Genomic DNA, 23,041 nt, shown 5'->3' on the forward strand with positions numbered 1-23,041 from the left:
CTGTACGTAACTCTTTGTTTTCCTTTTGTAACCGTTTTAACTCTGCACGTTCATCATCGCTGAGTACGCCGTTGCTCTGCTCGCGTGCCAGCGAGACCCATGTATGCAGGGTTTTGTTGCTTATGCCGGCTTTGTTGAATAATTTAACCGTTTGATTTACATCTTCTTTAGTTAGAATGCATTTACAGAGAATGTATTTTGTTAGAACGACAAATCAAATAGTTAGCACAATAAAAAGCATTCCGAGAGGAAAAATTAGTCGTTGAAATTTTATAATGCTTATATAAATCAGTATCTTAAATTATTCAACAAAGCCGCTTATGCCCAGCGATGCTGCTGCCCTGGCTATCGTATAGCCCTGCTCTGTTACCAGGGCAACGGCTTCCTTTTTAAACTCAGGGGTAAATTGTCGTTTATGGTTCACTAAACACCTCCGTTTTGGATGTAAGTTTAGTGTCCTGATTATTCAACCACTACAGATGAGAGATGAGTTTGAGTAATTGATATTTCAGACCGGCCATGATCGTTTCCTTGGTACTCGCGCGTACAGCTGCCGCCAGCAATGCGCTAAAATACTCAGTGTCGGCGCTAAGTGGCCGTGACTTTAAATATAAACGCAATCTTTTTTCTTTGGCGGCATAAAAACCCGCTTATCTCACATTATTGCTGATAGCCTAACGCCTTAAACGACGTGATGCTCTCATGCATGGAAAAGATTGTTAAAATCAGATTTTAACTGACAGAGATGTTGTTATGAATGAATTGCGAATTGGCTTGTTATCCATCTCCGACCGCGCCTCAAGCGGGATTTATCAGGATAAGGGCATCCCTGCATTAGAGGCGTGGCTTGCTGCTGCGTTAACGACGCCCTTTGACGTGGAATCCCGCCTCATTCCCGATGAGCAGCCGTTAATTGAACAGGCATTGTGCGAGTTGGTGGATGAGCGTCAGTGCCATCTGGTGCTGACAACTGGCGGTACGGGACCCGCACGGCGCGATGTCACGCCGGATGCCACGCTGGCGGTAGCCGATCGAGAAATGCCGGGCTTTGGCGAGCAGATGCGTCAGATTAGCTTACGCTTTGTGCCTACGGCGATTTTATCGCGTCAGGTGGGGGTTATTCGTAAACAGGCATTAATCCTGAACCTGCCGGGACAACCCAAATCGATCAAAGAGACGCTGGAAGGGTTGAAAGATGATGCAGGAAACGTAGTGGTGCCAGGGATTTTTGCCAGTGTACCGTATTGTATACAGCTGCTGGAAGGACCTTATATCGAAACTGATCCACAAGTGATAGCAGCATTTCGCCCCAAGAGTGCGATCTGCGACACAAAAAGCTAAAGTTAGCCCCTTTTAAACATAAGCTACAGCTTTGCTGGAGTGTAAAATTTTAGTCGTTATAGTAATATTATCTTTACGCAAAGACGGCAAATTATTTTTCTCTCACTCTGGCCTTATTCGGTAATTTATGAACGGTGATAACGCTCCATCACAACAATCGTCAGCACAGCCATTGCCACAGCCTCAATTATAGCCAAGCGACATTATTTTGATAACAGCCAGCTATGCTTCTTTGCCGCATATCAGGGCATAGGATGTAATCATTTTTAAGTCGGTTGGCTATATCACAACAACAGCGCCAACTGAACGGGCAGGATTACAAAACGCTCTCCCTGGCGGCGCTGGGTGGCGCGTTGGAATTCTACGATTTCATCATTTTCGTGTTTTTCGCAGCGGTAATTGGCGAACTGTTTTTCCCGCCTGATATTCCTGAGTGGCTGCGCCAGTTGCAAACTTTCGGTATTTTTGCCGCAGGCTACCTGGCCCGCCCGTTGGGGGGCATCATCATGGCCCACTTTGGCGATCTGGTGGGACGTAAAAAGATGTTCAGCCTGAGTATCTTTCTGATGGCGGTGCCTACGCTCGCCATGGGGATGCTGCTGACCTATGAAAATATGGGGATCGCTGCGCCGGTATTGCTGCTGTTGATGCGCATTTTACAGGGTGCCGCGATTGGTGGCGAAGTGCCGGGAGCCTGGGTATTTGTCTCTGAACACGTGCCGCGTTCTCGGATTGGGCTGGCGTGTGGCATTCTGACGGCCGGGCTGACGCTCGGTATTCTGCTTGGTTCTGCGATTGCGACACTGCTCAATAGTACATTAACGCCGCAGCAGATTGTCGGCGGTGGCTGGCGTATCCCCTTCTTCCTCGGCGGTATCTTTGGTTTCTTCGCCATGTATAGCCAAACGACTTAAAAATGATTACATCCTATGCCCTGATATGCGGCAAAGAAGCATAGCTGGCTGTTATCAAAATAATGTCGCTTGGCTATATTTGCGTCGCTGGTTGCAAGAGACGCCGGTGTTTATGGAGATGCAGGCGCACAAACGTCTGGCGGACGAATTACCGCTTAAATCGGTGGTGATGAAACACAAAACGGCGGTTGTGGTGTCGATGCTGCTGACCTGGTTGCTCTCAGCCTGCATTGTGGTGGTGATCCTGATGGCACCGACCTATTTGCAAAAAGCACACGGCATCCCCGCGTCGATGGCGTTGCAGTCCAACTGTCTGGCGACCATCACCCTGATGATTGGCTGTGTGGTCGTCGGGATTATTGTCGATCGCATCGGGGCAGGTAAAACGTTTATTTTCGGCAGCATTCTGCTGGCGGCGGGCTGCGCTTTCTTCTATCTGGTGACCGCGCGCGACCCTTCGTTGCTGTTTTTTAGGGTATGCGGTTGCGGGATTGTGCGTTGGGGTAGTCGGTGCAGTGCCTTACGTGATGGTGCACGCTTTCCCGCCTGAAGTGCGCTTCTCGGGCATCTCGTTCTCTTACAACGTCTCTTATGCGATTTTCGGTGGCCTGACGCCGATAAGCGTTACATTGATGATGCAGATAACGCCTATCGCACCAGCCGTTTATGTGCTGGCATTATCCGGGCTTGGTTTGCTGCTGGGGCTGTATCTCTACCAGACACAGTCACGCCGTCGCGTGATGCTCACCGAGTCGGTACAGGGCCTGTATAGCCAAGCGACATTATTTTGATAACAGCCAGCTATGCTTCTTTGCCGCATATCAGGGCATAGGATGTAATCATTTTTAAGTCGGTTGGCTATAGTATTTCGTGCATGCACTGTGATATAGCCAAGCGACTTAATTTTGATTACACCATATGGACTGAGAACAAACTCTCTGTATCGCAACCCATCTCTCTTTTTTTGCTTTTTGCTTTTTGCTTGTGCCCATTTATGCTCAATTGGGTTAAGATCTGGCGAATATGTAGGCAAATACTCCACCATATACCCTGCATCGATGATGACTTGTTGAATATTATGTTTTTTGTGAAAAGTGGCATTGTCCATCATGATTACACTGTTTTTAGGGAGTACTGGGATAAGGACTTGTGTGACCCAGGCATAGAAAACATCGCTGTTAATATTGATATCAAATAATCCGATAGCAAACAGCGTTGTGCCTAATAAAGCGCCGATAACATTTGTTCTTCCCCTAGCTCCCCAGTTCTTCAGGCCAAAACACCGTTGACCTTTTGGGGAATAGCCGTGAGTCCGTGGGGCATCGTGTGAAAAACCACTTTCATCAATAAAAACAATAGGTTTACCTTCTTTTTCATACTGTTGTTTTTTTTGTTGAAATCCCTGCCGGGCGTTTTCGTCGGCTTTCGGATGACGTAGAGTTTTTTTTATAGGTCAATCCCAGCTTTTTAAGCGCTTGCCAAATGGCCTTCTGACAAACGCCAAAACGCTCTGCACGTTCTTTTTGGTAAGCATCTGGATATTGTTCAACATCTTTTATCAACTCGGATTTATCGATCTTTCGCTGACGCGTGGTCGATGCTTTTGACTCTATTTGATTAATCCAACGCGATACAGAGGCAGGGCCAATCCGAAATTGCTTCGCTGTTTCTCGGATACTCAACCCTTCGTTTTTCCGTGTAGAGGCTTTGTTGAATAATTTAAGATACTGATTTATATAAGCATTATAAAATTTCAACGACTAATTTTTCCTCTCGGAATGCTTTTTATTGTGCTAACTATTTGATTTGTCGTTCTAACAAAATACATTCTCTGTAAATGCATTCTAACTAAAGAAGATGTAAATCAAACTGTTAAATTATTCAACAAAGCCCCGTGTAGATATCACTTTACGTCTAAAATCAATTGAATAGCTCATTTAAATAATGTAATCAAAATTAAGTCGTTTAGCTATAGCTGCTGTCTGTATCGGCGGCGGCGCGGTCAGATTGGGTGACCACGACGGTATAGCCAACCGACTTAAAAATGATTACAGCCGATGCCCTGATATGTGGCAAAGAAGCATAGCTGGCTGTTATCAAAATAATGTCGCTTAGCTATATCTTCCTGCGCGCTCGAGGAGGCAGCGTGCGAACCCAGTGGCAACAACGCGATAAGTGGCCAGCCGCGACGGATAAAATTAGCGTTCATGTGCGATGTGACTCCAGAATGTCCCTGAAAATTCAATAGGTAAGAATTGTTGATAGAGTTGTTTTAAGGTGTCTTGCGGTTGCAGATCGGCAAACAGATCGGGGTAAAGCGCTTTGGCAAACATCTCCACCATCACCACGTGATACGGGCTTAGGTAGAAGTTGTGCCACATACTCCAGGCGCGCCCCTGCTGCACGGCACGCAGGTGTGAAAGAATGGGTTCGTGTTGTAGCAGGGTGGTAAAACTGTTTTGCGCTTGCTGATCGGAAACGTCCGGGCCCAGCATCAGCGTTGAAAACCGTTTTCCTTCTGGCCCCGCCATGCCGGTGGCGATGTAGACATCCGGGTTGGCTGCCAGCACTTTTTCCGGGTTGAGTTCACCGTAGACGCGCTGAATGCTGTCGGCCGCAATGTTATCGCCACCCGCAAAGGTTATAGCCAACCGACTTAAAAATGATTACAGCCGATGCCCTGATATGTGGCAAAGAAGCATAGCTGGCTGTTATCAAAATAATGTCGCTTAGCTATAAGAAAACAAAAAAGCCTGGCGTATGCGCCGGGCTTTTTATTGTGGGCCTTTTATTGCGAGTCGTGCGAGGCGCTTAGTGTGCCGCGCCGCGTGTACCAATCGGCAGGACCGTACGGCCAAACTGCGCGTTCAGCACTTCTGCCATCGCCAGATAAATGGCGCTGGCACCGCAGATAATGCCTTCGTAGCCCGCGATGGTCAGCAGGCCGTGGTTGCCGGTGAAGTTACCGATAGCCAGCAGGGCAAACAGCAGTGTCAGGCTGGCAAATACGAACTGCAACGCACGGTTGGCGCACAGTGTGCCAAAGAACATAAACAGGGTGAAAACGCCCCAAAGGCCCAGAAATACCCCGAGGAACTGTGCGTCACTGGCTTCTGCCAGACCCATTTTCGGCAGCATCAGAATGCCGACCAGCGTCAGCCAGAATGCACCATAAGAGGTGAATGCGGTCACGCCAAAGGTGTTGCCTTTCTTGTATTCCAACAGCCCTGCGATGATCTGGGCGATGCCGCCGTAGAAAATCCCCATGCTGAGAATAATAGAAGAAAGTGGGAAAAAGCCTGCGTTATGCAGATTAAGAAGAATGGTGGTCATCCCGAAGCCCATCAGTCCTAACGGACCGGGATTCGCCAGCGAGTTCGTTTGCATAAATCCTCAGAATACAATAGTGGAGTTGTGTAGCTTGCTCGATGCCGCGTTCTGTCGGTGTTTCCTGATCTCTGGCGAGCTGTCCTTGCTCGTCGTCCCGATAGACCTTGCTGTCTCACTGTGAACGCTATTTAACTGTGCAAGCATTGTCACAATCAAAGCGCTGTAACGGTAAAAACAACGCAACGGTGAAATTTTCAAAAAAAATTTTAATTGCGGCGCGGCATAATAGCGGGACGAATGCGCGGATACAACAAGGCGCAAGAGGAATAGTTTGATCATAAAGGGGATCGTCTGCATTTTTTTTTCGCTCCCCCCCTTGATGAGCAAATTGTTGTCCCCATCTTATTTCCAACCGAAACGGTTTGACCTCTTGTAACGTGATGTGCTGGGCAGTGTGAGTTTGCCTAAGGCATCGAAGAACAGCGTGTGGATGAGGAGACCTCGTGAGGGCAAAAATTGAATAATTGCACCTTGTGGAGTTGAAAATCCCCTTTTCGCCCACATAGTAGGCTGAACAACCACACCGAATACGACTTTTTAGTGGAGATGTTTAGATGGGTAAGATTATTGGTATCGACCTGGGTACAACCAACTCTTGTGTAGCGATTATGGACGGTACGCAGGTTAAAGTACTGGAAAACAGCGAGGGCGATCGCACAACGCCTTCTATTATTGCTTATACGCAAGATGGTGAAATTCTGGTTGGCCAGCCCGCTAAACGTCAGGCTGTGACTAACCCGAAAAACACCCTGTTTGCTATCAAGCGTCTGATTGGCCGTCGCTTCAAAGATGAAGAAGTGCAGCGTGATAGCAACATCATGCCGTACAACATCGTTGCAGCAGATAATGGCGATGCCTGGCTGGAAGTGAAAGATCAGAAAATGGCACCGCCGCAGATCTCTGCTGAAGTGCTGAAAAAAATGAAGAAAACGGCAGAAGACTACCTCGGTGAAACCATCACTGAAGCGGTTATCACCGTGCCGGCGTATTTTAACGATGTGCAACGTCAGGCTACCAAAGATGCAGGCCGCATCGCAGGGCTGGAAGTAAAACGTATCATAAACGAACCGACAGCGGCTGCGCTGGCCTACGGTCTCGATAAAGAAGTGGGCAACAGCACAATTGCGGTTTACGACCTGGGTGGTGGTACGTTTGATATCTCCATCATCGAAATCGATGATGTTGACGGCGAAAAAACCTTTGAAGTGCTGGCAACCAATGGTGATACCCACCTGGGTGGCGAAGACTTCGACAGCCGTATGATCAACTACCTGGTTGAGGAGTTTAAGAAAGAGCAAGGCTTTGACCTGCGCAACGATCCGTTGGCGATGCAGCGTCTGAAAGAAGCCGCAGAAAAAGCCAAAATTGAGCTGTCTTCTGCGCAACAGACCGACGTTAACCTGCCGTACATCACGGCGGATGCGACTGGTCCGAAACACCTGAACATCAAAGTGACTCGCGCCAAGTTGGAGTCGCTGGTAGAAGAGCTGGTGACCCGTTCACTGGAGCCGCTGAAAGTCGCATTGCAGGATGCCGGGCTGTCCGTTTCTGACGTGCAGGAAGTGATTCTGGTGGGTGGTCAAACCCGTATGCCACTGGTGCAGAAAAAAGTGGCTGACTTCTTTGGCAAAGAACCGCGCAAAGACGTTAACCCGGATGAAGCTGTGGCGATCGGTGCAGCGGTGCAGGGCGGCGTGTTGGCCGGTGACGTTAAAGACGTGCTGCTGCTGGACGTTACCCCGTTGTCGCTGGGTATCGAAACCATGGGTGGCGTGATGACGCCGCTGATTACCAAGAACACCACCATCCCGACTAAACACAGCCAGGTGTTCTCTACGGCGGAAGATAACCAGTCCGCAGTAACCATCCATGTGTTGCAGGGTGAACGTAAACGCGCACACGACAACAAGTCACTGGGTCAGTTTAACCTGGATGGTATTCAGGGCGCGCCGCGCGGTATGCCGCAGATCGAAGTTACTTTCGACATCGACGCCGACGGTATCCTGCACGTTTCTGCTAAAGACAAAAACAGCGGTCGCGAGCAAAACATCACCATCAAAGCATCTTCGGGTTTGAATGAAGATGAAATCCAGAAGATGGTGCGTGATGCTGAAGCCAATGCGGAAGCTGACCGTAAGTTTGAAGAGCTGGTACAGACGCATAATCAGGGCGATCATCTGCTGCACAGTACCCGTAAGCAACTGGAAGAGTCTGGTGACAAGCTGGCCGCTAACGATAAAACCGCGATTGAAGATGGCCTGAAAGCGCTGGAAAGTGCACTGAAAGGCGAAGATAAAGCGGAGATCGAAGCGAAGATCCAAACGCTGATCGAAGCGTCTGCCAAGCTGCTGGAAGCATCGCAACAGCAGGCACAAGCGGGCGCAGGCAACGCAGATGATGCGGCACGCAAAGAAGACTACGTCGTAGACGCTGAATTCGAAGAAGTGAAAGATAAAAAATAATCGCCCTTAGGCGGGCGCAACAACGGCGATAAGCCGTTGCTGGCAAACCAGGTACGGGCGTCGAGGAAACTCTGCGCCCGTGCACGCATGTTGAGGGCAGGAAAAAACATGGCGAAGCAAGATTATTACGGAGCACTAGGCGTTGCCAAAGACGCCGATGAGCGGGAGATCAAAAAGGCTTATAAGCGCCTGGCAATGAAGTTTCACCCGGACCGTAACCCCGGTGATAAAGACGCTGAAGCAAAATTCAAAGAGATCAAAGAAGCTTATGAAATTCTGACGGATGCGCAGAAACGGGCGGCTTACGATCAATACGGCCACGCCGCGTTTGAACAAGGCGGTATGGGCGGTGGCGGGGCTGGCGGTTTCGGCGGCGCAGATTTTGGCGATATCTTTGGCGACGTATTCGGCGATATTTTCGGCGGTGGACGTCGTCAACGTGCCAGCCGCGGGGCCGATTTACGCTATAACATGGAGTTGACGCTGGAAGAGGCAGTTCGTGGCGTCGCCAAAGAGATCCGCATTCCGACGCTTGAAGAGTGCGACTCCTGTCATGGCAGCGGCGCAAAACCGGGCAGTTCGCCGGTAACCTGCCCAACCTGCCATGGCAATGGCCAGGTGCAGATGCGTCAAGGGTTCTTTACCGTTCAGCAAACCTGTCCGCACTGTCATGGCCGCGGCAAGATCATTAAAGATCCTTGCAACAAGTGTCATGGTCATGGCCGCGTTGAAACCAGCAAAACGCTGTCGGTGAAAATCCCTGCGGGCGTGGATACGGGCGATCGTATTCGCTTGTCCGGTGAAGGTGAGGCCGGGGAGCACGGTGCACCTGCGGGCGATCTGTACGTTCAGGTGCAGGTAAAACCGCATCCTATCTTCCAGCGTGAAGAGAACAATCTCTACTGCGAAGTTCCCATCAACTTTGCGATGGCAGCCATGGGCGGCGAGATTGAAGTGCCAACGTTAGATGGCCGCGTGAAATTGAAAGTGCCTGCGGAAACGCAAACTGGCAAATTGTTCCGCATGCGTGGCAAAGGTGTGAAATCGGTACGTGGCGGTGCGCAGGGAGATCTGCTGTGTCGCGTGGTGGTTGAAACGCCGGTTAATCTTAATGAGCGCCAGAAGCAACTGCTGAAAGAGTTGGAAGAGAGTTTCGGTGGACCTTCCGGAGAGAGAAATAGCCCTCGCTCTAAAAGCTTCTTTGATGGCGTGAAGAAATTTTTCGATGACCTGACCCGCTAACGTTGCAGTTTCAGACAAAAAAACCGGTGATGTATCACCGGTTTTTTTTATGTCCACCGTTTCCATCCATAGGACCCTCATCGGTTAAATCTATATCCCCATGCTTGCTAATGACTTATTTGAACCGATATAGCCAAGCGACTTAATTTTGATTACACCATATGGACTGAGAACAAACTCTCTGTATCGCAACCCATCTCTCTTTTTTTGCTTTTTGCTTGTGCCCATTTATGCTCAATTGGGTTAAGATCTGGCGAATATGTAGGCAAATACTCCACCATATACCCTGCATCGATGATGACTTGTTGAATATTATGTTTTTTGTGAAAAGTGGCATTGTCCATCATGATTACACTGTTTTTAGGGAGTACTGGGATAAGGACTTGTGTGACCCAGGCATAGAAAACATCGCTGTTAATATTGATATCAAATAATCCGATAGCAAACAGCGTTGTGCCTAATAAAGCGCCGATAACATTTGTTCTTCCCCTAGCTCCCCAGTTCTTCAGGCCAAAACACCGTTGACCTTTTGGGGAATAGCCGTGAGTCCGTGGGGCATCGTGTGAAAAACCACTTTCATCAATAAAAACAATAGGTTTACCTTCTTTTTCATACTGTTGTTTTTTTTGTTGAAATCCCTGCCGGGCGTTTTCGTCGGCTTTCGGATGACGTAGAGTTTTTTTTATAGGTCAATCCCAGCTTTTTAAGCGCTTGCCAAATGGCCTTCTGACAAACGCCAAAACGCTCTGCACGTTCTTTTTGGTAAGCATCTGGATATTGTTCAACATCTTTTATCAACTCGGATTTATCGATCTTTCGCTGACGCGTGGTCGATGCTTTTGACTCTATTTGATTAATCCAACGCGATACAGAGGCAGGGCCAATCCGAAATTGCTTCGCTGTTTCTCGGATACTCAACCCTTCGTTTTTCCGTGTAGATATCACTTTACGTCTAAAATCAATTGAATAGCTCATTTAAATAATGTAATCAAAATTAAGTCGTTTAGCTATATCATTGGATTTTATAGGGAAATAATTAGGGATAAAAATGAAACTGGGAAAGATCGTGTTGTTTCGGTATTAGTAGCCTGCTATGCAAACGTTCAGGCTGCCGGATTTAACTGCTCGCTCGAAAACCTCAATGAAACCGAAAAAACAATATGCAACACGCCTGCGCTGAGTGGCATCGACTCCATCGCGAATCGGCGTTACACCATCGCGGTGGAGAATAGCGTTGCTAAAGGTTCTCTGATGAGGGAGCAACGCGAATGGCTGACACAAAGAAATGCATGCGGTATAGCCAACCGACTTAAAAATGATTACATCCTATGCCCTGATATGCGTCAAAGAAGCATAGCTGGCTGTTATCAAAATAATGTCGCTTGGCTATACTAACGTTGACTGCATAAAATCAGAATACCAGCAGCAGATTCGCTATCTTGAAATGGTTCATCAATTTTCTTCTGTCAAAAATTTATTTGGCAAATGGTTGCCCCATTCCCACTCGAAACGCAACAAAGTGACCCACTTGCCAGAGTCGGATAAAATCACCGTTCTGGCCATACTGGAGAGCCTGTTGCATGCAGGGAAAACATCTGACTCAGAAAGAACGGTTCTACATCGAAAAGCGGCGTGGTGAAGGTGTCAACCAAGCTACCATCGCCAGAGAGCTTGCTCTGCCTCGCTCGACCATCAGCAGGGAACTCAGACGCAATACCGACCCTACTTTCAATGGTGTCTACTGCTGTAGAAGGGCGGACACTCTGGCCCGGGAACGCCGTCATAAGCCTCTGCCAAACAATGCTTTTTACCCGTTGGAGCCACACATTCAGAACTTCATCAGGCAGGCGCTTTCCACTCACTCTTCACCTGAAATCATCAGTGGCCGTTTGCACCTGGAATTCGGTATATCTGTCAGCAAGAATACGCTATATCGCTATATCCTGCAGGAGAGACAGGCTGGCGGGGAGCTATATCAGCAACTTCCTCATCGGGGAAAACGTTACAGGTACAATGCCGAAAACCTCAAATCAGGCCCTATTCCCAACCGTGTTGGTATTGAGTATCGCCCAGCTCAAGCCGAGCTTAAACAGGAGCCTGGCCACTTCGAAATTGACACTATTTTTGGCAAAGACCAGAAGTCATTTTTGTTAATCATCGTAGATAAAGCATTGAAAACCGTCATCATTCGCAAACTGCCTAATAAGCGTGCGGAGACTGTGGTTGCTGCTTTCAGGGACATTGAAGCTAATACCTTTTGCAAGTTTAAGACCCTAACAGCTGATAACGGCCCTGAATTCGCTCTGCACGAGCAAATTACTCAAATCACAGGGGCGCAGGTCTACTTTGCCCATCCTTATCATTCCTGGGAGAGGGGCTTGAATGAGCACACCAACGGGCTGATACGACGTTTTTACCCAAAGGGAACAGACTTCAGTCAGGTCAGTCATCGTAAGATTGCCGAACTCAAACACATACTCAATACAAGGGGCAGAAAATCGCTGTGCTATCGTTCCCCCAATGAGGTATTTTTAACGCACTTACTGGTGGCATAAGCCTCTACCGTTTTGTTGCGTTTCGAGTGGGAATGGGGCGTTGGATAAGCCGCTAGAAAAAGGAATGAAAACCGCGTCGGGATTCACCATTGAGGAGGCGCCATGGAAGATAAAAAGGCTGTTTCGTTTTCACGGTGAGGAACGGCAGTATGATAAAAATAATGATGGTTATTGGCGTCTGTTAACGCATCGGATTATTAGTGGTGATTTAGCCATATTTTTTGCAGTGGCGAATTCGACCAATACCAAAATCTATATGTACACCGATGCGACGCCTCATCGCAATGACTTAACACTGGTTGCGCTTTTTGATTACAAGATGAGCACCGTATATACCCCAGTGGTGAGCTATCATGTGACGGACGACAATATCCTTAGCTATTCCATCAGTTACGGTCGCGGTGAGTACCATTATGAAAAGCAGTTTGAGATAGAAGTATCCGATAAAGGGCTGTCGGCCCCCAAAGAAGTACCCGCAACAACCGTCAGAGAATACGATGAGGAAGGGGATGAGGCGTGGACGGAATACTGTGGTATTGACACCTGCTCCAGCCGAGCGGGTTCTCCCGATGGAAAATGGCGTATTGCGGCAACGGACAGCATTTACTATTTCCCATCCGATCGGCCCGATCATATTGCCCGTTGAAGACTTAGTACACCCTTATTATATAAAATACAAAGGTAAAGATTACATTTTTGCCAGACACCTCTCTTATGAAGGTGAATATGGGAATAGGGGCAGGCTTTGTTGAATAATTTAAGATACTGATTTATATAAGCATTATAAAATTTCAACGACTAATTTTTCCTCTCGGAATGCTTTTTATTGTGCTAACTATTTGATTTGTCGTTCTAACAAAATACATTCTCTGTAAATGCATTCTAACTAAAGAAGATGTAAATCAAACGGTTAAATTATTCAACAAAGCCATAGGGGCAGCGATGGTTATCTTGATGGATACGGCTTTGTTGAATAAATCGAACTTTCAGGGGATCGCCGGATCAGAGCACTATCATCGCTCCCGATAGCAGCTCCCCATGGCAAAGCAAAAGTTTAAAATCACCAACTGGCCCACCTACAACAAAGCACTCAGACAACGCGGCTCCCTGACGGTCTGGCTTGATGAGTCGGCCATCGCTGCATGGACTGACAGTTCTTCGCCTGAAGGTCGTGGTCGGCCGCTTTACTACACCGATATGGCTGTTACCACGGTTTTGATGATAAAGCGCGTGTTTAACCTGTCGCTCCGGGCATTACAGGGCTTTGTCGACTCGGTTTTTACACTGATGAGCCTGCCACTGCGCTGCCCGGACTACTCTCTGGTCAGTCGGCGGGCAAAAACCGTCAGTATCAGCATAAAAACGCCAACGCGTGGTGAAATCTCGCATCTGGTCATCGACAGTACCGGTCTGAAGGTCTTTGGCGAAGGTGAATGGAAAGTCAGGCAGCATGGGGCTGACAGACGAAGAGTGTGGCGCAAGCTTCATCTGGCAGCAGACAGTGCGACGCATGAGATTATCTGTGCCGACTTATCGCTCAGCGGAACGACAGATGCGCAGGCACTGCCGGGCCTGATTAACCAAACCCACCGGAAAATCAGGGAAGTGTCAGCAGACGGTGCTTATGACGCCCGTTATAGCCAACCGACTTAAAAATGATTACAGCCGATGCCCTGATATGTGGCAAAGAAGCATAGCTGGCTGTTATCAAAATAATGTCGCTTAGCTATACTGCCACGATGCGTTGCTAAGAAAGAAAATCAGGCCCCTTATCCCGCCGCGAAGCGGAGCGAAATACTGGCCGGACAAGTACTATGAACGTAACCATGCGGTGGCGAATCAGCGTCTGAGCGGGAGTAATGATATGTGGAAAAAGAAAGTGGGTTATCACCGGCGTTCAGTGGCAGAAACAGCGATGTTTCGCATAAAAACTTTGCTGGGTGGCCATCGGAGCCTGCGTGACTATGAGGCTCAAGTAGGTGAAGCCATAGCGATGGTCAAAGCGCTGAACCGTATGACGTTGTTGGGTATGCCACACAGCGTCAGGATAGGATAACAGGTGTAGCAGAGGGAGTCATCCTGTCGGCTAATTCTGATTTATTCAACAAAGCCGATGGATACTATATTGCTAAGGAAGAATAACGCTATTTTTTTTCAGGCAATAGCATTCCACTGCAATGGCGCGAGATGTCGCGCCATATTTATTTCTTTATACGGTTTAGTGGTTTACGGTCTGTGATTTAAGGGATGACGCTTCAAGCCTCTTTTTGAGTTCATCCATGACTGAGTTATATTGTGGTGTAGTTTCGGGTTTGATGCTTTTCTTTTCACGAACCTCTGGTGCTGTACTGGCTGTATCCGTCTGGATGATTTTTGGCGGTACGTACGATGCGGGTGGCATCGGCGGCGGTGGCATCCCCATTTTACCCGGTTTTACAGGCGCCGGCGGCGTGAACGTGCTCAGCGAGACAAGCGCTGGCGCTGGTGTGGCAATGACAGGCTTTTTCATCGGCAAAGGGCGACCCGCCGCTAAACGGCTGTTCAGATCCTGTAGGAATTTACCGTGTTTGCTCGCGAAACTGTCTGAGAGTTTCCGCGCATAAATAACGTTGCGTTCACTGAACGGCAACTGTTTGGCGGGGGCCGCAGATAACGCTTTGGCTGAAGGCATAAACGTTATTGCATTGTTTGACGCTTTTTGAAAATCATGTTTTATAACGCTAGTAAACGTATTTTTTGCCGCTGATGGCGGTAAGCGAGGCGTAAATATCTTCATCAATGTGCTAATGTTACTGGATATGGCTGCCATATAGCCTCCTAAAGCTAGATTAATTTTTTTAAAGTTAAATTAAATATTAATTGGGTGAAAATTGTATCGCTTTAATAATCCGCTGAACCCATGGCGTTAATAAGCGATGCTCCCTTCAAAACGCGTAGAAATCGTCGTCAGGTTGTCGTCGAAACGATCGGGAGAATATTTCATTAAATTTTGTAGTTTAGCTTTTAATGCCGGATCGTTATCACCATCAGAGGATGGCAAGCTCTCAAGCGTGGGTTTTAATTGCTTTGATAACGTATCTATTTCTGCCATTAGCTGGTGATGAGCATGTTTTGACAGTTGGTCTTTAATTTCCGGGTTCATCAACGCGTCGGGATAGTGTCGAGTTACCGCGTCTAGCGTTGGTCTGATATACGGATTCGCGCCAGCGCCCGTCGGCGTGAAAGCTTTATCACGCTGTGGAGCGTTGCCTGAAAGCCCTGCGTCCTGTGCGGCGCTGCCTATGGTATGCAGGTAGGCATTACGAATGCCATCACATAATCCTTTATGGTAGGCAATTTGCGCAGCGGTTGAGAGAACGTTTTCCACATGGCGTGCGTGGCCTTTGGTCTTTAACAGATGATTCAGCACCGCTCCGTGGCTAACGATTTCAAGCTCCGTGTGTGGATACGGTAAATTACTTGCGCGTGCGTCAGCGGAACCCCGTTGATGCTGGGTAATTTCTTGCGTTACGGCGTCAAGGGCCTTTAGCGATCCCGTGGCCAGACTGGCATTGCGTCCCTTCTGATAGGCCGTGGCAACCGTATCTTGCAGACTGCTCCTGAGCAAACTGCGGCCCGCCATTTTGACTATCCCTTTCTGCAACAATGTGACGATGTGGTTCATGCCAAACGCTTTCACCATCGGTTTGTCTTTTATTTTTTCCAGCTTGTCCAACGCACCTGTGACTTTCGTTTGGGCTTGCTGTGGCTGCGATGTTTGAGCATGGGAGCTCGCCTGACGAATGTCCTGTTGCGTGTCAGCGGGAAGGGTGCTGAGCAGTTTGTTCTGAATCGGTTTGGCGCTGTGCTCCAGACGCTGTAAGAAGTTGTCTTTATGGTTGCTGTAGATGGCGCAGAGGGCTGAGTCGATTGCCTGGCTGGCATAGTGGGTATCAGTCATGCCCTTTTCGACAATTCCAAATTCCGTTACGGCGCTATCGACCAGGGCTTTGGCTTTTGTCAGCGCTTCCCGGCTGGTGGTGTTGGCTGCCAATGCGGTTGCCGTATGTTGAGTGGGTGGTCGGCCCAGAATCTGCCCCGAGATGGCCTGTCGGGTCAATCGTTTTCCCGTGTCCGGTTTCCGTAAATGGCTTGTGTTGACTTGCTGCTTAGCTTCGCGTGCGAGGGTAGCCATGATTTTTTGTCGAGCTGAATGGGCATGGGCTGGTTTTGCCGCGCGGGCCGACTGCCCTGAGTCGGCAGTTTGAGTCGCGGTGGCGGCAAGTTTTGACTGATTAAACAGAGCCACCGCGCGCACATTGATACACTGCGTGAAGGGGTTGATGAACTGTACTAACCGGTTATTTTTGGGGGGCGTTACCACTCCGTCAGTGGCAGATCTGCCGCTCGGCACGCTGGCCTGTTGTGCTCTGTTGCCAAGCCCGTTCACGGCGTTTAACTCAGAGGGTCTTTGTGCTGTTATCGGTGACGTTTGTTGAGCTCTTGGCTCCTGGATTGTCAATATGACGGGAGACGATTTTTTGACTACTGGCACTACCATAGAGAACCTCATGAATTCTGGATACTGTTGGGCGCCAGTATAAAGTAGCGGTTAATTTGGACTATAAAAAAAGCGCCTTACAGATTGTAATCGTCATAAGGAGAGCATGGAGGCAAGGTAACGCCAGGGGGAAATATGAGGGATGTGCGTTGAACGCATTCATACAAAAAAACCGGCCAGAGCCGGTTTTTTCTTACAACGAGGAAGACAGATGTCTACGCAAGCAATGATTACAGTGCGTTGATCTGAGCAGCCAGGTTGGATTTATGACGAGATGCTTTGTTCTTGTGGATCAGACTTTTGCTAGCCTGACGATCCACAATCGGTTGCATGTCGTTAAACGCTTTTTGTGCAGCTTCTTTATCGCCAGTAGCGATCGCGGCGTATACTTTCTTGATGAAAGTACGCATCATGGAACGACGGCTAGCGTTGTGCTTGCGACGCTTCTCAGACTGTACGGCGCGTTTCTTAGCTGATTTGATATTAGCCAAGGTCCAACTCCCAAATATATTCTATCGATGACAATTCAAAGGCCGAGGAATATGCCCGTTTAGCCTTCGTTTGTCAATGGGTTTGTGCAAATAAGCGCCGTTTGTACGCCGACGCTTGTTACGTTGTGATGGCGCAGGATTTTAACAGCTTCGCGCTCGGGAATACAGCGTTTCCCGATAGAAATTCGTGTTTACCTGACGAACTTTTGATAAGAAAGAGGAATTTTTGCTCCGGCAAGGTCAGGGAGCGGCAGCGCTTTCGCGCGTTATCAACAGTCGTCACTGAGCAATTGCGTGACAAAAGGCGTGAATCGCGCCTTAACCTTAACCGCTGTACAAGGTATAATCCGCCGATTTCCATATCGTTAACCAAACTGTTCCTGAGTCGCCATGCAGCTAATCCGCGGTATACACAATCTCCGGGCACGCCATTATGGTTGTGTGCTCACCATCGGCAATTTTGACGGCGTACACCGTGGGCATCAAATGCTGCTTGAGCGACTAAAGCAGGAGGGGCTGGCGCGTAATTTGCCGGTGATGGTGATGACGTTCGAGCCACAGCCGCTCGAACTGTTTGCTGCCGATCAGGCACCTGCACGGCTTACCCGGCTGCGGGACAAGGTGAACTACCTGGCGCGCGCAGGCGTTGACGCGCTATTGTGCGTGAAGTTTGATGCGGCGTTCGCCGCACACGATGCGCAAGACTTTGTGCGCCACCTTCTGGTGGAAAAACTGGGTGTCAAATTTCTCGTTGTGGGGGATGACTTCCGCTTCGGGGCTGGTCGCAGCGGTGATTTCCTGTTATTACAGAAGGCAGGGCAGGCCCATGGTTTTGAGGTCATCAGCACGACGACGTTCTGCAATGGCGGTAGGCGCGTCAGCAGTACCGCAGTTCGTGACGCCTTGCTGCATGACGATCTGCCGCTGGCACAGGAATTGTTGGGCCACCCTTACAGTATTTCCGGGCGAGTGGTGCACGGTAAAGCGCTAGGCAGAACGTTGGGATTTCCGACCGCGAATCTGCCGATGAAACGCCAGGTGTCTCCGGTCAGTGGAGTGTATGCCGTTGAAGTCTACGGTCTGGGCCCGACGCCGTTTCCCGGCGTCGCCAATATCGGCACCCGGCCAACGGTAGACGGCGATAAACGCCAGCAGTTGGAAGTGCACCTGCTGGATGTCGCCATGGATCTGTACGGGCGTCATATAGAAGTGGCGCTGTGTAAGAAAATACGAAATGAGCAGCGGTTTGCGTCGCTAGAGGCATTGACGCAGCAAATCGCCGAGGATGTGGTGACGGCCCGGACGTTTTTCGGGTTAGCAGCACCGGTGTAATATTCATACCCCAAGGTATGGCCGAAACTAAATCGAGAATCTAATGAGTGACTACAAAACTACCCTGAATTTGCCGGAAACAGGGTTCCCGATGCGTGGCGATCTGGCCAAGCGTGAACCTGACATGCTGAAACGTTGGTATGAACAGGATTTGTACGGAATTATTCGTCAGGCGAAAAAGGGCAAGAAATCCTTCATTTTGCATGACGGCCCTCCGTATGCTAATGGCAACATTCACATTGGTCACTCAGTTAACAAGATTCTGAAAGATATTATTGTCAAATCCAAAGGGTTGGCCGGCTATGATTCGCCGTACGTGCCAGGATGGGACTGCCACGGCCTGCCTATCGAACTGAAGGTTGAGCAACTGATTGGCAAGCCGGGCGAGAAGGTGAGCGCGGCGGAGTTTCGTCAGGCCTGCCGCAAGTATGCGGCGGAGCAGGTTGAAGGGCAGAAGAAAGACTTTATCCGCCTCGGCGTGCTGGGCGATTGGGATCGCCCGTATCTGACCATGGATTTCAACACCGAGGCGAATATCATTCGCGCTCTCGGCAAGATCATCGACAACGGGCATCTGCACAAAGGGGCTAAACCGGTGCACTGGTGTGCCGATTGCGGTTCTGCCCTGGCGGAAGCCGAGGTGGAGTATTACGACAAAACCTCTCCATCTATTGATGTGGCTTTTAAGGCCGTTGATGCGGCGGCTGTGGCGGCGAAATTCGGTGTCGCTTCCGTGGCAGGCCCGATTGCACTGGTTATTTGGACCACCACCCCATGGACGCTGCACGCGAACCGTGCGATCTCGCTAAATGCTGATTTCGTTTACCAACTCGTACAGATCGAGGGCAAAGCCCTGATCCTGGCCGCTGAGTTGGTAGACAGCGTGATGGCGCGCCTGGGTGTCACCCACTGGACCGTGCTGGGCGACTGCAAGGGTAGCGATCTTGAACTGCTACGCTTCAATCACCCGTTCCTGAATTTCGATGTACCTGCAATTCTGGGCGACCATGTCACGCTGGATGCCGGTACCGGTGCGGTGCATACCGCGGGCGGTCACGGTCCGGATGACTACGTCATCAGCCAGAAATACCAGCTCGAAATCGCTAATCCGGTGGGGCCTAACGGTTGCTATCTGCCGGGCACGCACCCGAATCTGGACGGCAAGTTCGTCTTTAAAGCCAATGACCTCATCGTTGAGATGCTGCGTGAAAGCGGCGCGTTGTTGCATGTGGAAAAACTGCAACACAGCTATCCGTGCTGCTGGCGTCACAAATCGCCAATCATCTTCCGTGCCACGCCGCAGTGGTTCGTCAGCATGGACCAAAAAGCACTGCGTCAGCAGTCGCTGTCTGAAATCAAAGGCGTGCAGTGGATCCCGGATTGGGGTCAGGCACGCATCGAGTCCATGGTTGCCAACCGCCCAGACTGGTGTATCTCGCGCCAGCGTACCTGGGGCGTGCCGATGTCGCTGTTTGTCCACAAAGAGACCGAAGAACTGCACCCACGCACGCCGGAGCTGATCGAAGCGGTGGCTAAACGCGTTGAGCAGGACGGCATTCAGGCATGGTGGGATCTCGATCCGGCTGATCTGCTGGGCGCTGATGCTGCTAATTATGTCAAAGTGCCGGACACGCTGGATGTATGGTTCGATTCCGGATCGACCCACGCCTCTGTGGTGGATGTACGACCGGAATTTGCCGGGCATGCGGCCGATATGTATCTGGAAGGCTCTGACCAGCATCGCGGCTGGTTCATGTCTTCGCTGATGATCTCTACGGCGATCAAGGGTAAAGCACCGTATCGTCAGGTGCTGACCCACGGCTTTACCGTTGATGGTCAGGGCCGCAAAATGTCCAAATCCATTGGCAACACCATTGCGCCGCAGGATGTGATGGACAAGCTGGGTGCGGATATTCTGCGTCTGTGGATCGGTTCCACCGACTATTCCGGCGAGATCGCGGTGTCCGATGAAATCCTCAAACGCTCTGCCGATGCCTATCGTCGCATACGCAATACCGCACGTTTCCTGCTGGCGAACCTGAATGGGTTCGATCCGGCGTTGCATAGCGTGAAGTCGGAAGAGATGGTGGTGCTGGATCGTTGGGCGGTAGGCTGCGCGCAAGCCGCACAGCAAGAGATTGTTGAAGCTTATGAAAGCTACGATTTCCACCGTGTGGTGCAACGCCTGATGCAGTTCTGCTCCATCGAAATGGGGTCGTTCTATCTGGACATCATCAAGGATCGCCAATACACCGCCAAGCATGACAGCGTGGCGCGCCGTAGCTGCCAGACTGCACTGTTCCACATTGTCGAAGCGCTGGTTCGTTGGATGGCACCGATCATGTCCTTCACCGCCGATGAAGTCTGGGGCTACCTGCCGGGCGAACGCGCACAATACGTGTTTACCGAAGAGTGGTATGAAGGCCTGTTCGGACTGGCGGAAGAGGAAACCCTGAACGATGCGTTCTGGGCCGACATGCTGAAAGTGCGTGCCGAAGTGAACAAGGTGATTGAGCAAGCGCGTAATGACAAGCGTATTGGCGGTTCGCTGGAAGCAGCGGTAACGCTGTATGCCGATGCAGATCTGTCCGAGAAGCTGGGTCGTCTGCAACAGGAACTGCATTTTGCACTGCTGACTTCCAAGGCGCGGGTTGAACGCTATGAAGATGCTCCGGCGGATGCGCAGGCGAGTGAACTCTCTGGCCTGAAAATTGCCTTAAGCAAAGTGGATGGGCACAAGTGCCCGCGTTGCTGGCACTATGAGTCCGATATCGGTGTGGATGCTGCACACCCAGAGGTATGCGGACGCTGTGCCACGAATGTGGGCGGTAATGGCGAAGAGCGTAAATTTGTCTGATGAATAAATCGATCTGTTCAAGCGGGTTGCGCTGGCTGTGGCTGGTGCTGGTAGTGTTGGCGGTGGATCTTGGCGTCAAATACTGGGTGCTGGCAAATTTTGAACTGGGTGAGACCTGGGCGCTGTTTCCCTCGTTAAACCTGCACTATGCCCGTAACTACGGTGCAGCGTTTAGCTTCTTGGCAGATAAAGGCGGCTGGCAGCGCTGGTTCTTTGCCGGTGTCGCCATCATGATAGTGGTGGCGCTGCTGGTGATGATGTACCGCAATCGCGCCGATCAGAAGCTGAGCAATATCGCCTATGCCCTGATTATTGGCGGTGCGCTGGGGAACCTGTTTGACAGAACCTGGCACGGCTTTGTGGTCGATTACATTGACTTCTACGTCGGTGACTGGCACTTCGCGACGTTCAATCTGGCGGACACGGCTATCTGTATCGGGGCCGGTCTGGTGGTGTTGGAAGGCTTTCTGACACCTCACGACGCCTCGGCCAAGCCGAAGGGGCAGGCATGACGCAAAGCGTACAGAATACCAGCGCCGTATTGCTGCATTTTGTGCTGACGCTGGAAGATGGTAGCGTTGCGGAATCGACCCGCGAACGGGGTAAACCTGCGCTGTTTCGCCTGGGGGATGAGAGTCTGTCTCCGGCGCTGGAACAGCAACTACTCGGCTTGCGCAGGGGTGATAAACACCGTTTCACGTTGCCGCCGGAATCGGCTTTCGGGCCGTCCAATCCGGATTTGATTAAGTTCTTTCTGCGTCGCGATTTTGCTGAAACCGGCGTACCTGACGTGGGCACTATCATGCTGTTCAGCGGCGTGGAGGGTAATGATATGCCCGGTGTGATTCGTGACGTGGCGGAAGAGTCGATTACGGTCGATTTCAATCATCTGCTGGCGGGTCATCACGTTAGTTTTGATGTTGAGGTGATTGATATCGATCCTGTCGCGCAGGAGGTTGAGCGTGCAAATCTTACTGGCTAACCCACGTGGTTTCTGTGCGGGCGTCGATCGCGCAATCAGCATTGTCGAGCGTGCGCTGGAAATTTATGGCACGCCGATTTATGTACGCCACGAAGTGGTGCATAACCGCTATGTGGTGGATGGCTTGCGTGACCGCGGTGCGATCTTTATTGAAGAGATTGGCGAAGTGCCTGATGGCGCAATCCTGATTTTTTCTGCGCACGGCGTGTCTCAGGCCGTGAGAGCAGAGGCGAAGAATCGCGATCTGACCGTCTTTGATGCCACTTGTCCGTTGGTGACCAAGGTCCATATGGAGGTGGCGCGTGCCAGCCGCAAAGGGGTAGAAGCTATCCTGATCGGTCATGCGGGCCACCCTGAAGTAGAAGGCACCATGGGGCAGTACAGCAACGATGACGGCGGCATGTATCTGGTGGAGTCGCCGAAGGATGTGTGGAGTTTGCAGGTTAAAGATGAGGGTAACCTCTGCTTTATGACGCAAACCACGCTGTCGGTGGATGACACCTCTGCGGTGATCGATGCACTGCGTGAGCGTTTCCCACAAATTATCGGTCCGCGTAAAGACGATATCTGCTACGCCACCACGAACCGTCAGGAAGCGGTGCGCTATCTGGCGGAACGCGCCAACGTGGTGCTGGTGGTTGGGTCGAAAAACTCGTCCAACTCCAACCGGTTGGCTGAGCTGTCCCAGCGAGCGGGCATCCCCGCTTACCTTATCGACTCTGCGAATGATATTCAGGAGCGTTGGCTGACCGACGCAGCATGCGTGGGGGTGACCGCGGGCGCTTCTGCGCCGGATATTCTGGTTCAGCAGGTGATAGAACGCCTTAAATCCCTGGGGGGAAAAGTCGCGCTTGAGCTGGAAGGCCGTGAAGAGAATATTGTCTTTGAAGTCCCGAAAGAGCTGCGCGTGGACGTGAAGCAGATCGATTGATACT

The 23,041-nt window shown here is 50.3% G+C and carries 22 protein-coding genes and 3 pseudogenes; 15 read left to right on the top strand and 10 right to left on the bottom strand.

Annotated features, from left to right (window positions below; all coding sequences use genetic code 11):
* Positions 1-301: 301 nt before the first annotated feature.
* Positions 302-424 (bottom strand): transposase, encoded by a 123-nt coding sequence (locus ACQGXV_RS18100; protein WP_440867104.1) that lies wholly within the window; start codon positions 422-424, stop codon positions 302-304.
* 329 nt (positions 425-753) lie between these two features.
* On the opposite strand from ACQGXV_RS18100, the gene mog reads away from it, so the two are divergent.
* Both mog and ACQGXV_RS18110 read left to right on the top strand, forming a co-directional pair.
* Entirely contained in the window at positions 754-1,341 is a 588-nt protein-coding gene (gene mog, locus ACQGXV_RS18105) for a molybdopterin adenylyltransferase (RefSeq protein ID WP_440867105.1), read from the top strand.
* A gap of 281 nt (positions 1,342-1,622) precedes the next feature.
* Positions 1,623-3,046, top strand: a pseudogene (locus ACQGXV_RS18110) (MFS transporter).
* Here the strand turns inward: ACQGXV_RS18110 and ACQGXV_RS18115 are convergent.
* The 3 genes and pseudogenes from ACQGXV_RS18115 to ACQGXV_RS18125 all read right to left on the bottom strand — a co-directional run.
* The gene (locus tag ACQGXV_RS18115; protein WP_440867498.1) at positions 2,968-3,705 is read right to left on the bottom strand and encodes an IS630 family transposase; all 738 of its coding nucleotides are present in this window, start codon (positions 3,703-3,705) and stop codon (positions 2,968-2,970) included. The pseudogene ACQGXV_RS18110 and the gene ACQGXV_RS18115 sit on opposite strands and share 79 nt — an antisense overlap.
* Positions 3,629-4,012 (bottom strand): IS630 transposase-related protein, encoded by a 384-nt coding sequence (locus tag ACQGXV_RS18120; RefSeq protein WP_440863651.1) that lies wholly within the window; start codon positions 4,010-4,012, stop codon positions 3,629-3,631. The genes ACQGXV_RS18115 and ACQGXV_RS18120 overlap by 77 nt, the downstream gene beginning before the upstream one ends.
* Positions 4,013-4,453: 441 nt before the next feature.
* Positions 4,454-4,900, bottom strand: a pseudogene (locus ACQGXV_RS18125) (ABC transporter substrate-binding protein); the annotation flags it as partial.
* Here ACQGXV_RS18125 and ACQGXV_RS18130 point away from each other — a divergent pair.
* A complete protein-coding gene (locus tag ACQGXV_RS18130) occupies positions 4,860-4,988 on the top strand; it encodes a hypothetical protein (RefSeq protein ID WP_440867870.1) in 129 nt (42 codons plus the stop codon). The pseudogene ACQGXV_RS18125 and the gene ACQGXV_RS18130 overlap by 41 nt on opposite strands.
* A 78-nt stretch (positions 4,989-5,066) precedes the next feature.
* On the opposite strand, the gene satP is transcribed toward ACQGXV_RS18130, so the two are convergent.
* Positions 5,067-5,642 carry an acetate uptake transporter gene (satP, locus tag ACQGXV_RS18135; protein WP_440867106.1) on the bottom strand — a complete coding sequence of 192 codons (576 nt, stop codon included), beginning with the start codon at positions 5,640-5,642 and terminating at the stop codon, positions 5,067-5,069.
* A 557-nt stretch (positions 5,643-6,199) separates the two neighbouring features.
* Between satP and dnaK the strand changes: the two genes are divergently transcribed.
* Together dnaK and dnaJ are read left to right on the top strand one after the other, a co-directional pair.
* The gene (gene dnaK, locus ACQGXV_RS18140; RefSeq protein ID WP_440867107.1) at positions 6,200-8,107 is read left to right on the top strand and encodes a molecular chaperone DnaK; all 1,908 of its coding nucleotides are present in this window, start codon (positions 6,200-6,202) and stop codon (positions 8,105-8,107) included.
* A 108-nt stretch (positions 8,108-8,215) separates the two neighbouring features.
* Entirely contained in the window at positions 8,216-9,349 is a 1,134-nt protein-coding gene (gene dnaJ / locus ACQGXV_RS18145; RefSeq protein WP_440867108.1) for a molecular chaperone DnaJ, read from the top strand.
* Positions 9,350-9,501: 152 nt separating this feature from the next.
* Here dnaJ and ACQGXV_RS18150 read toward each other — a convergent pair whose 3' ends face one another.
* Both ACQGXV_RS18150 and ACQGXV_RS18155 read right to left on the bottom strand, forming a co-directional pair.
* Positions 9,502-10,035 (bottom strand): IS630 family transposase, encoded by a 534-nt coding sequence (locus ACQGXV_RS18150; RefSeq protein ID WP_440862665.1) that lies wholly within the window; start codon positions 10,033-10,035, stop codon positions 9,502-9,504.
* A complete protein-coding gene (locus ACQGXV_RS18155; protein ID WP_440862584.1) occupies positions 9,959-10,324 on the bottom strand; it encodes an IS630 transposase-related protein in 366 nt (121 codons plus the stop codon). Before ACQGXV_RS18155 ends, ACQGXV_RS18150 begins: the two co-directional genes overlap by 77 nt.
* A 276-nt stretch (positions 10,325-10,600) precedes the next feature.
* On the opposite strand from ACQGXV_RS18155, the gene ACQGXV_RS18160 reads away from it, so the two are divergent.
* From ACQGXV_RS18160 to ACQGXV_RS18180, 5 genes and pseudogenes are all read left to right on the top strand, one after another.
* On the top strand, positions 10,601-10,744 hold the full coding sequence (locus tag ACQGXV_RS18160) for a hypothetical protein (protein WP_440867109.1): 144 nt from the start codon (positions 10,601-10,603) through the stop codon (positions 10,742-10,744).
* Positions 10,725-10,988: a hypothetical protein gene (locus ACQGXV_RS18165; RefSeq protein WP_440867110.1), complete on the top strand. Its 264-nt coding sequence runs from the start codon at positions 10,725-10,727 to the stop codon at positions 10,986-10,988. The genes ACQGXV_RS18160 and ACQGXV_RS18165 overlap by 20 nt, the downstream gene beginning before the upstream one ends.
* Positions 10,930-11,904 (top strand): IS30 family transposase, encoded by a 975-nt coding sequence (locus ACQGXV_RS18170; RefSeq protein ID WP_440867111.1) that lies wholly within the window; start codon positions 10,930-10,932, stop codon positions 11,902-11,904. Before ACQGXV_RS18165 ends, ACQGXV_RS18170 begins: the two co-directional genes overlap by 59 nt.
* 40 nt (positions 11,905-11,944) lie before the next feature.
* Complete coding sequence (locus tag ACQGXV_RS18175; protein WP_440867112.1) at positions 11,945-12,550, top strand: hypothetical protein; 606 nt, start codon at positions 11,945-11,947, stop codon at positions 12,548-12,550.
* Positions 12,551-12,942: 392 nt separating this feature from the next.
* Positions 12,943-13,954: pseudogene (locus tag ACQGXV_RS18180) on the top strand (IS5 family transposase); the annotation flags it as partial.
* Positions 13,955-14,122: 168 nt separating this feature from the next.
* On the opposite strand, the gene ACQGXV_RS18185 reads toward ACQGXV_RS18180, so the two are convergent.
* The 3 genes from ACQGXV_RS18185 to rpsT form a co-directional block, all read right to left on the bottom strand.
* Positions 14,123-14,683, bottom strand: a complete 561-nt coding sequence (locus tag ACQGXV_RS18185) for a hypothetical protein (protein WP_440867113.1) — start codon at positions 14,681-14,683, stop codon at positions 14,123-14,125.
* A 126-nt stretch (positions 14,684-14,809) separates the two neighbouring features.
* Entirely contained in the window at positions 14,810-16,297 is a 1,488-nt protein-coding gene (locus ACQGXV_RS18190; protein ID WP_440867114.1) for a hypothetical protein, read from the bottom strand.
* Positions 16,298-16,674: 377 nt separating this feature from the next.
* Positions 16,675-16,935, bottom strand: coding sequence for a 30S ribosomal protein S20 (gene rpsT / locus ACQGXV_RS18195; protein WP_440867115.1), 261 nt, complete (start codon positions 16,933-16,935; stop codon positions 16,675-16,677).
* A gap of 390 nt (positions 16,936-17,325) precedes the next feature.
* On the opposite strand from rpsT, the gene ribF reads away from it, so the two are divergent.
* Genes ribF through ispH form a run of 5 tightly spaced genes read left to right on the top strand, consistent with a single transcriptional unit; the run spans position 17,326 to position 23,037 of the window.
* Positions 17,326-18,267, top strand: a complete 942-nt coding sequence (gene ribF, locus ACQGXV_RS18200; RefSeq protein ID WP_440867116.1) for a bifunctional riboflavin kinase/FAD synthetase — start codon at positions 17,326-17,328, stop codon at positions 18,265-18,267.
* A 43-nt stretch (positions 18,268-18,310) separates the two neighbouring features.
* Positions 18,311-21,124 carry an isoleucine--tRNA ligase gene (gene ileS, locus ACQGXV_RS18205; RefSeq protein WP_440867117.1) on the top strand — a complete coding sequence of 938 codons (2,814 nt, stop codon included), beginning with the start codon at positions 18,311-18,313 and terminating at the stop codon, positions 21,122-21,124.
* On the top strand, positions 21,124-21,636 hold the full coding sequence (gene lspA / locus ACQGXV_RS18210; protein ID WP_440867118.1) for a signal peptidase II: 513 nt from the start codon (positions 21,124-21,126) through the stop codon (positions 21,634-21,636). Before ileS ends, lspA begins: the two co-directional genes overlap by 1 nt.
* Positions 21,633-22,106 carry an FKBP-type peptidyl-prolyl cis-trans isomerase gene (gene fkpB / locus ACQGXV_RS18215; protein WP_440867119.1) on the top strand — a complete coding sequence of 158 codons (474 nt, stop codon included), beginning with the start codon at positions 21,633-21,635 and terminating at the stop codon, positions 22,104-22,106. Before lspA ends, fkpB begins: the two co-directional genes overlap by 4 nt.
* The gene (ispH, locus tag ACQGXV_RS18220; RefSeq protein ID WP_440867499.1) at positions 22,087-23,037 is read left to right on the top strand and encodes a 4-hydroxy-3-methylbut-2-enyl diphosphate reductase; all 951 of its coding nucleotides are present in this window, start codon (positions 22,087-22,089) and stop codon (positions 23,035-23,037) included. The genes fkpB and ispH overlap by 20 nt, the downstream gene beginning before the upstream one ends.
* Positions 23,038-23,041: the final 4 nt, after the last annotated feature.

This window comes from Symbiopectobacterium purcellii, assembly GCF_052050035.1.
Taxonomy (GTDB): Bacteria; Pseudomonadota; Gammaproteobacteria; order Enterobacterales; family Enterobacteriaceae; genus Symbiopectobacterium; species Symbiopectobacterium purcellii_A.

Excerpts from the sequence above, each read along its gene's own strand:
- mog (WP_440867105.1), top strand. The coding sequence starts at position 754 with ATGAATGAATTGCGAATTGGCTTGTTATCCATCTCCGACCGCGCCTCA.
- ACQGXV_RS18130 (WP_440867870.1), top strand. The coding sequence starts at position 4,860 with ATGCTGTCGGCCGCAATGTTATCGCCACCCGCAAAGGTTATAGCCAAC.
- satP (WP_440867106.1), bottom strand. The coding sequence starts at position 5,642 with ATGCAAACGAACTCGCTGGCGAATCCCGGTCCGTTAGGACTGATGGGC.
- dnaK (WP_440867107.1), top strand. The coding sequence starts at position 6,200 with ATGGGTAAGATTATTGGTATCGACCTGGGTACAACCAACTCTTGTGTA.
- dnaJ (WP_440867108.1), top strand. The coding sequence starts at position 8,216 with ATGGCGAAGCAAGATTATTACGGAGCACTAGGCGTTGCCAAAGACGCC.
- ACQGXV_RS18155 (WP_440862584.1), bottom strand. The coding sequence starts at position 10,324 with ATGAGCTATTCAATTGATTTTAGACGTAAAGTGATATCTACACGGAAA.
- ACQGXV_RS18160 (WP_440867109.1), top strand. The coding sequence starts at position 10,601 with ATGAGGGAGCAACGCGAATGGCTGACACAAAGAAATGCATGCGGTATA.
- ACQGXV_RS18165 (WP_440867110.1), top strand. The coding sequence starts at position 10,725 with ATGTCGCTTGGCTATACTAACGTTGACTGCATAAAATCAGAATACCAG.
- ACQGXV_RS18170 (WP_440867111.1), top strand. The coding sequence starts at position 10,930 with ATGCAGGGAAAACATCTGACTCAGAAAGAACGGTTCTACATCGAAAAG.
- ribF (WP_440867116.1), top strand. The coding sequence starts at position 17,326 with ATGCAGCTAATCCGCGGTATACACAATCTCCGGGCACGCCATTATGGT.
- ileS (WP_440867117.1), top strand. The coding sequence starts at position 18,311 with ATGAGTGACTACAAAACTACCCTGAATTTGCCGGAAACAGGGTTCCCG.
- lspA (WP_440867118.1), top strand. The coding sequence starts at position 21,124 with ATGAATAAATCGATCTGTTCAAGCGGGTTGCGCTGGCTGTGGCTGGTG.
- fkpB (WP_440867119.1), top strand. The coding sequence starts at position 21,633 with ATGACGCAAAGCGTACAGAATACCAGCGCCGTATTGCTGCATTTTGTG.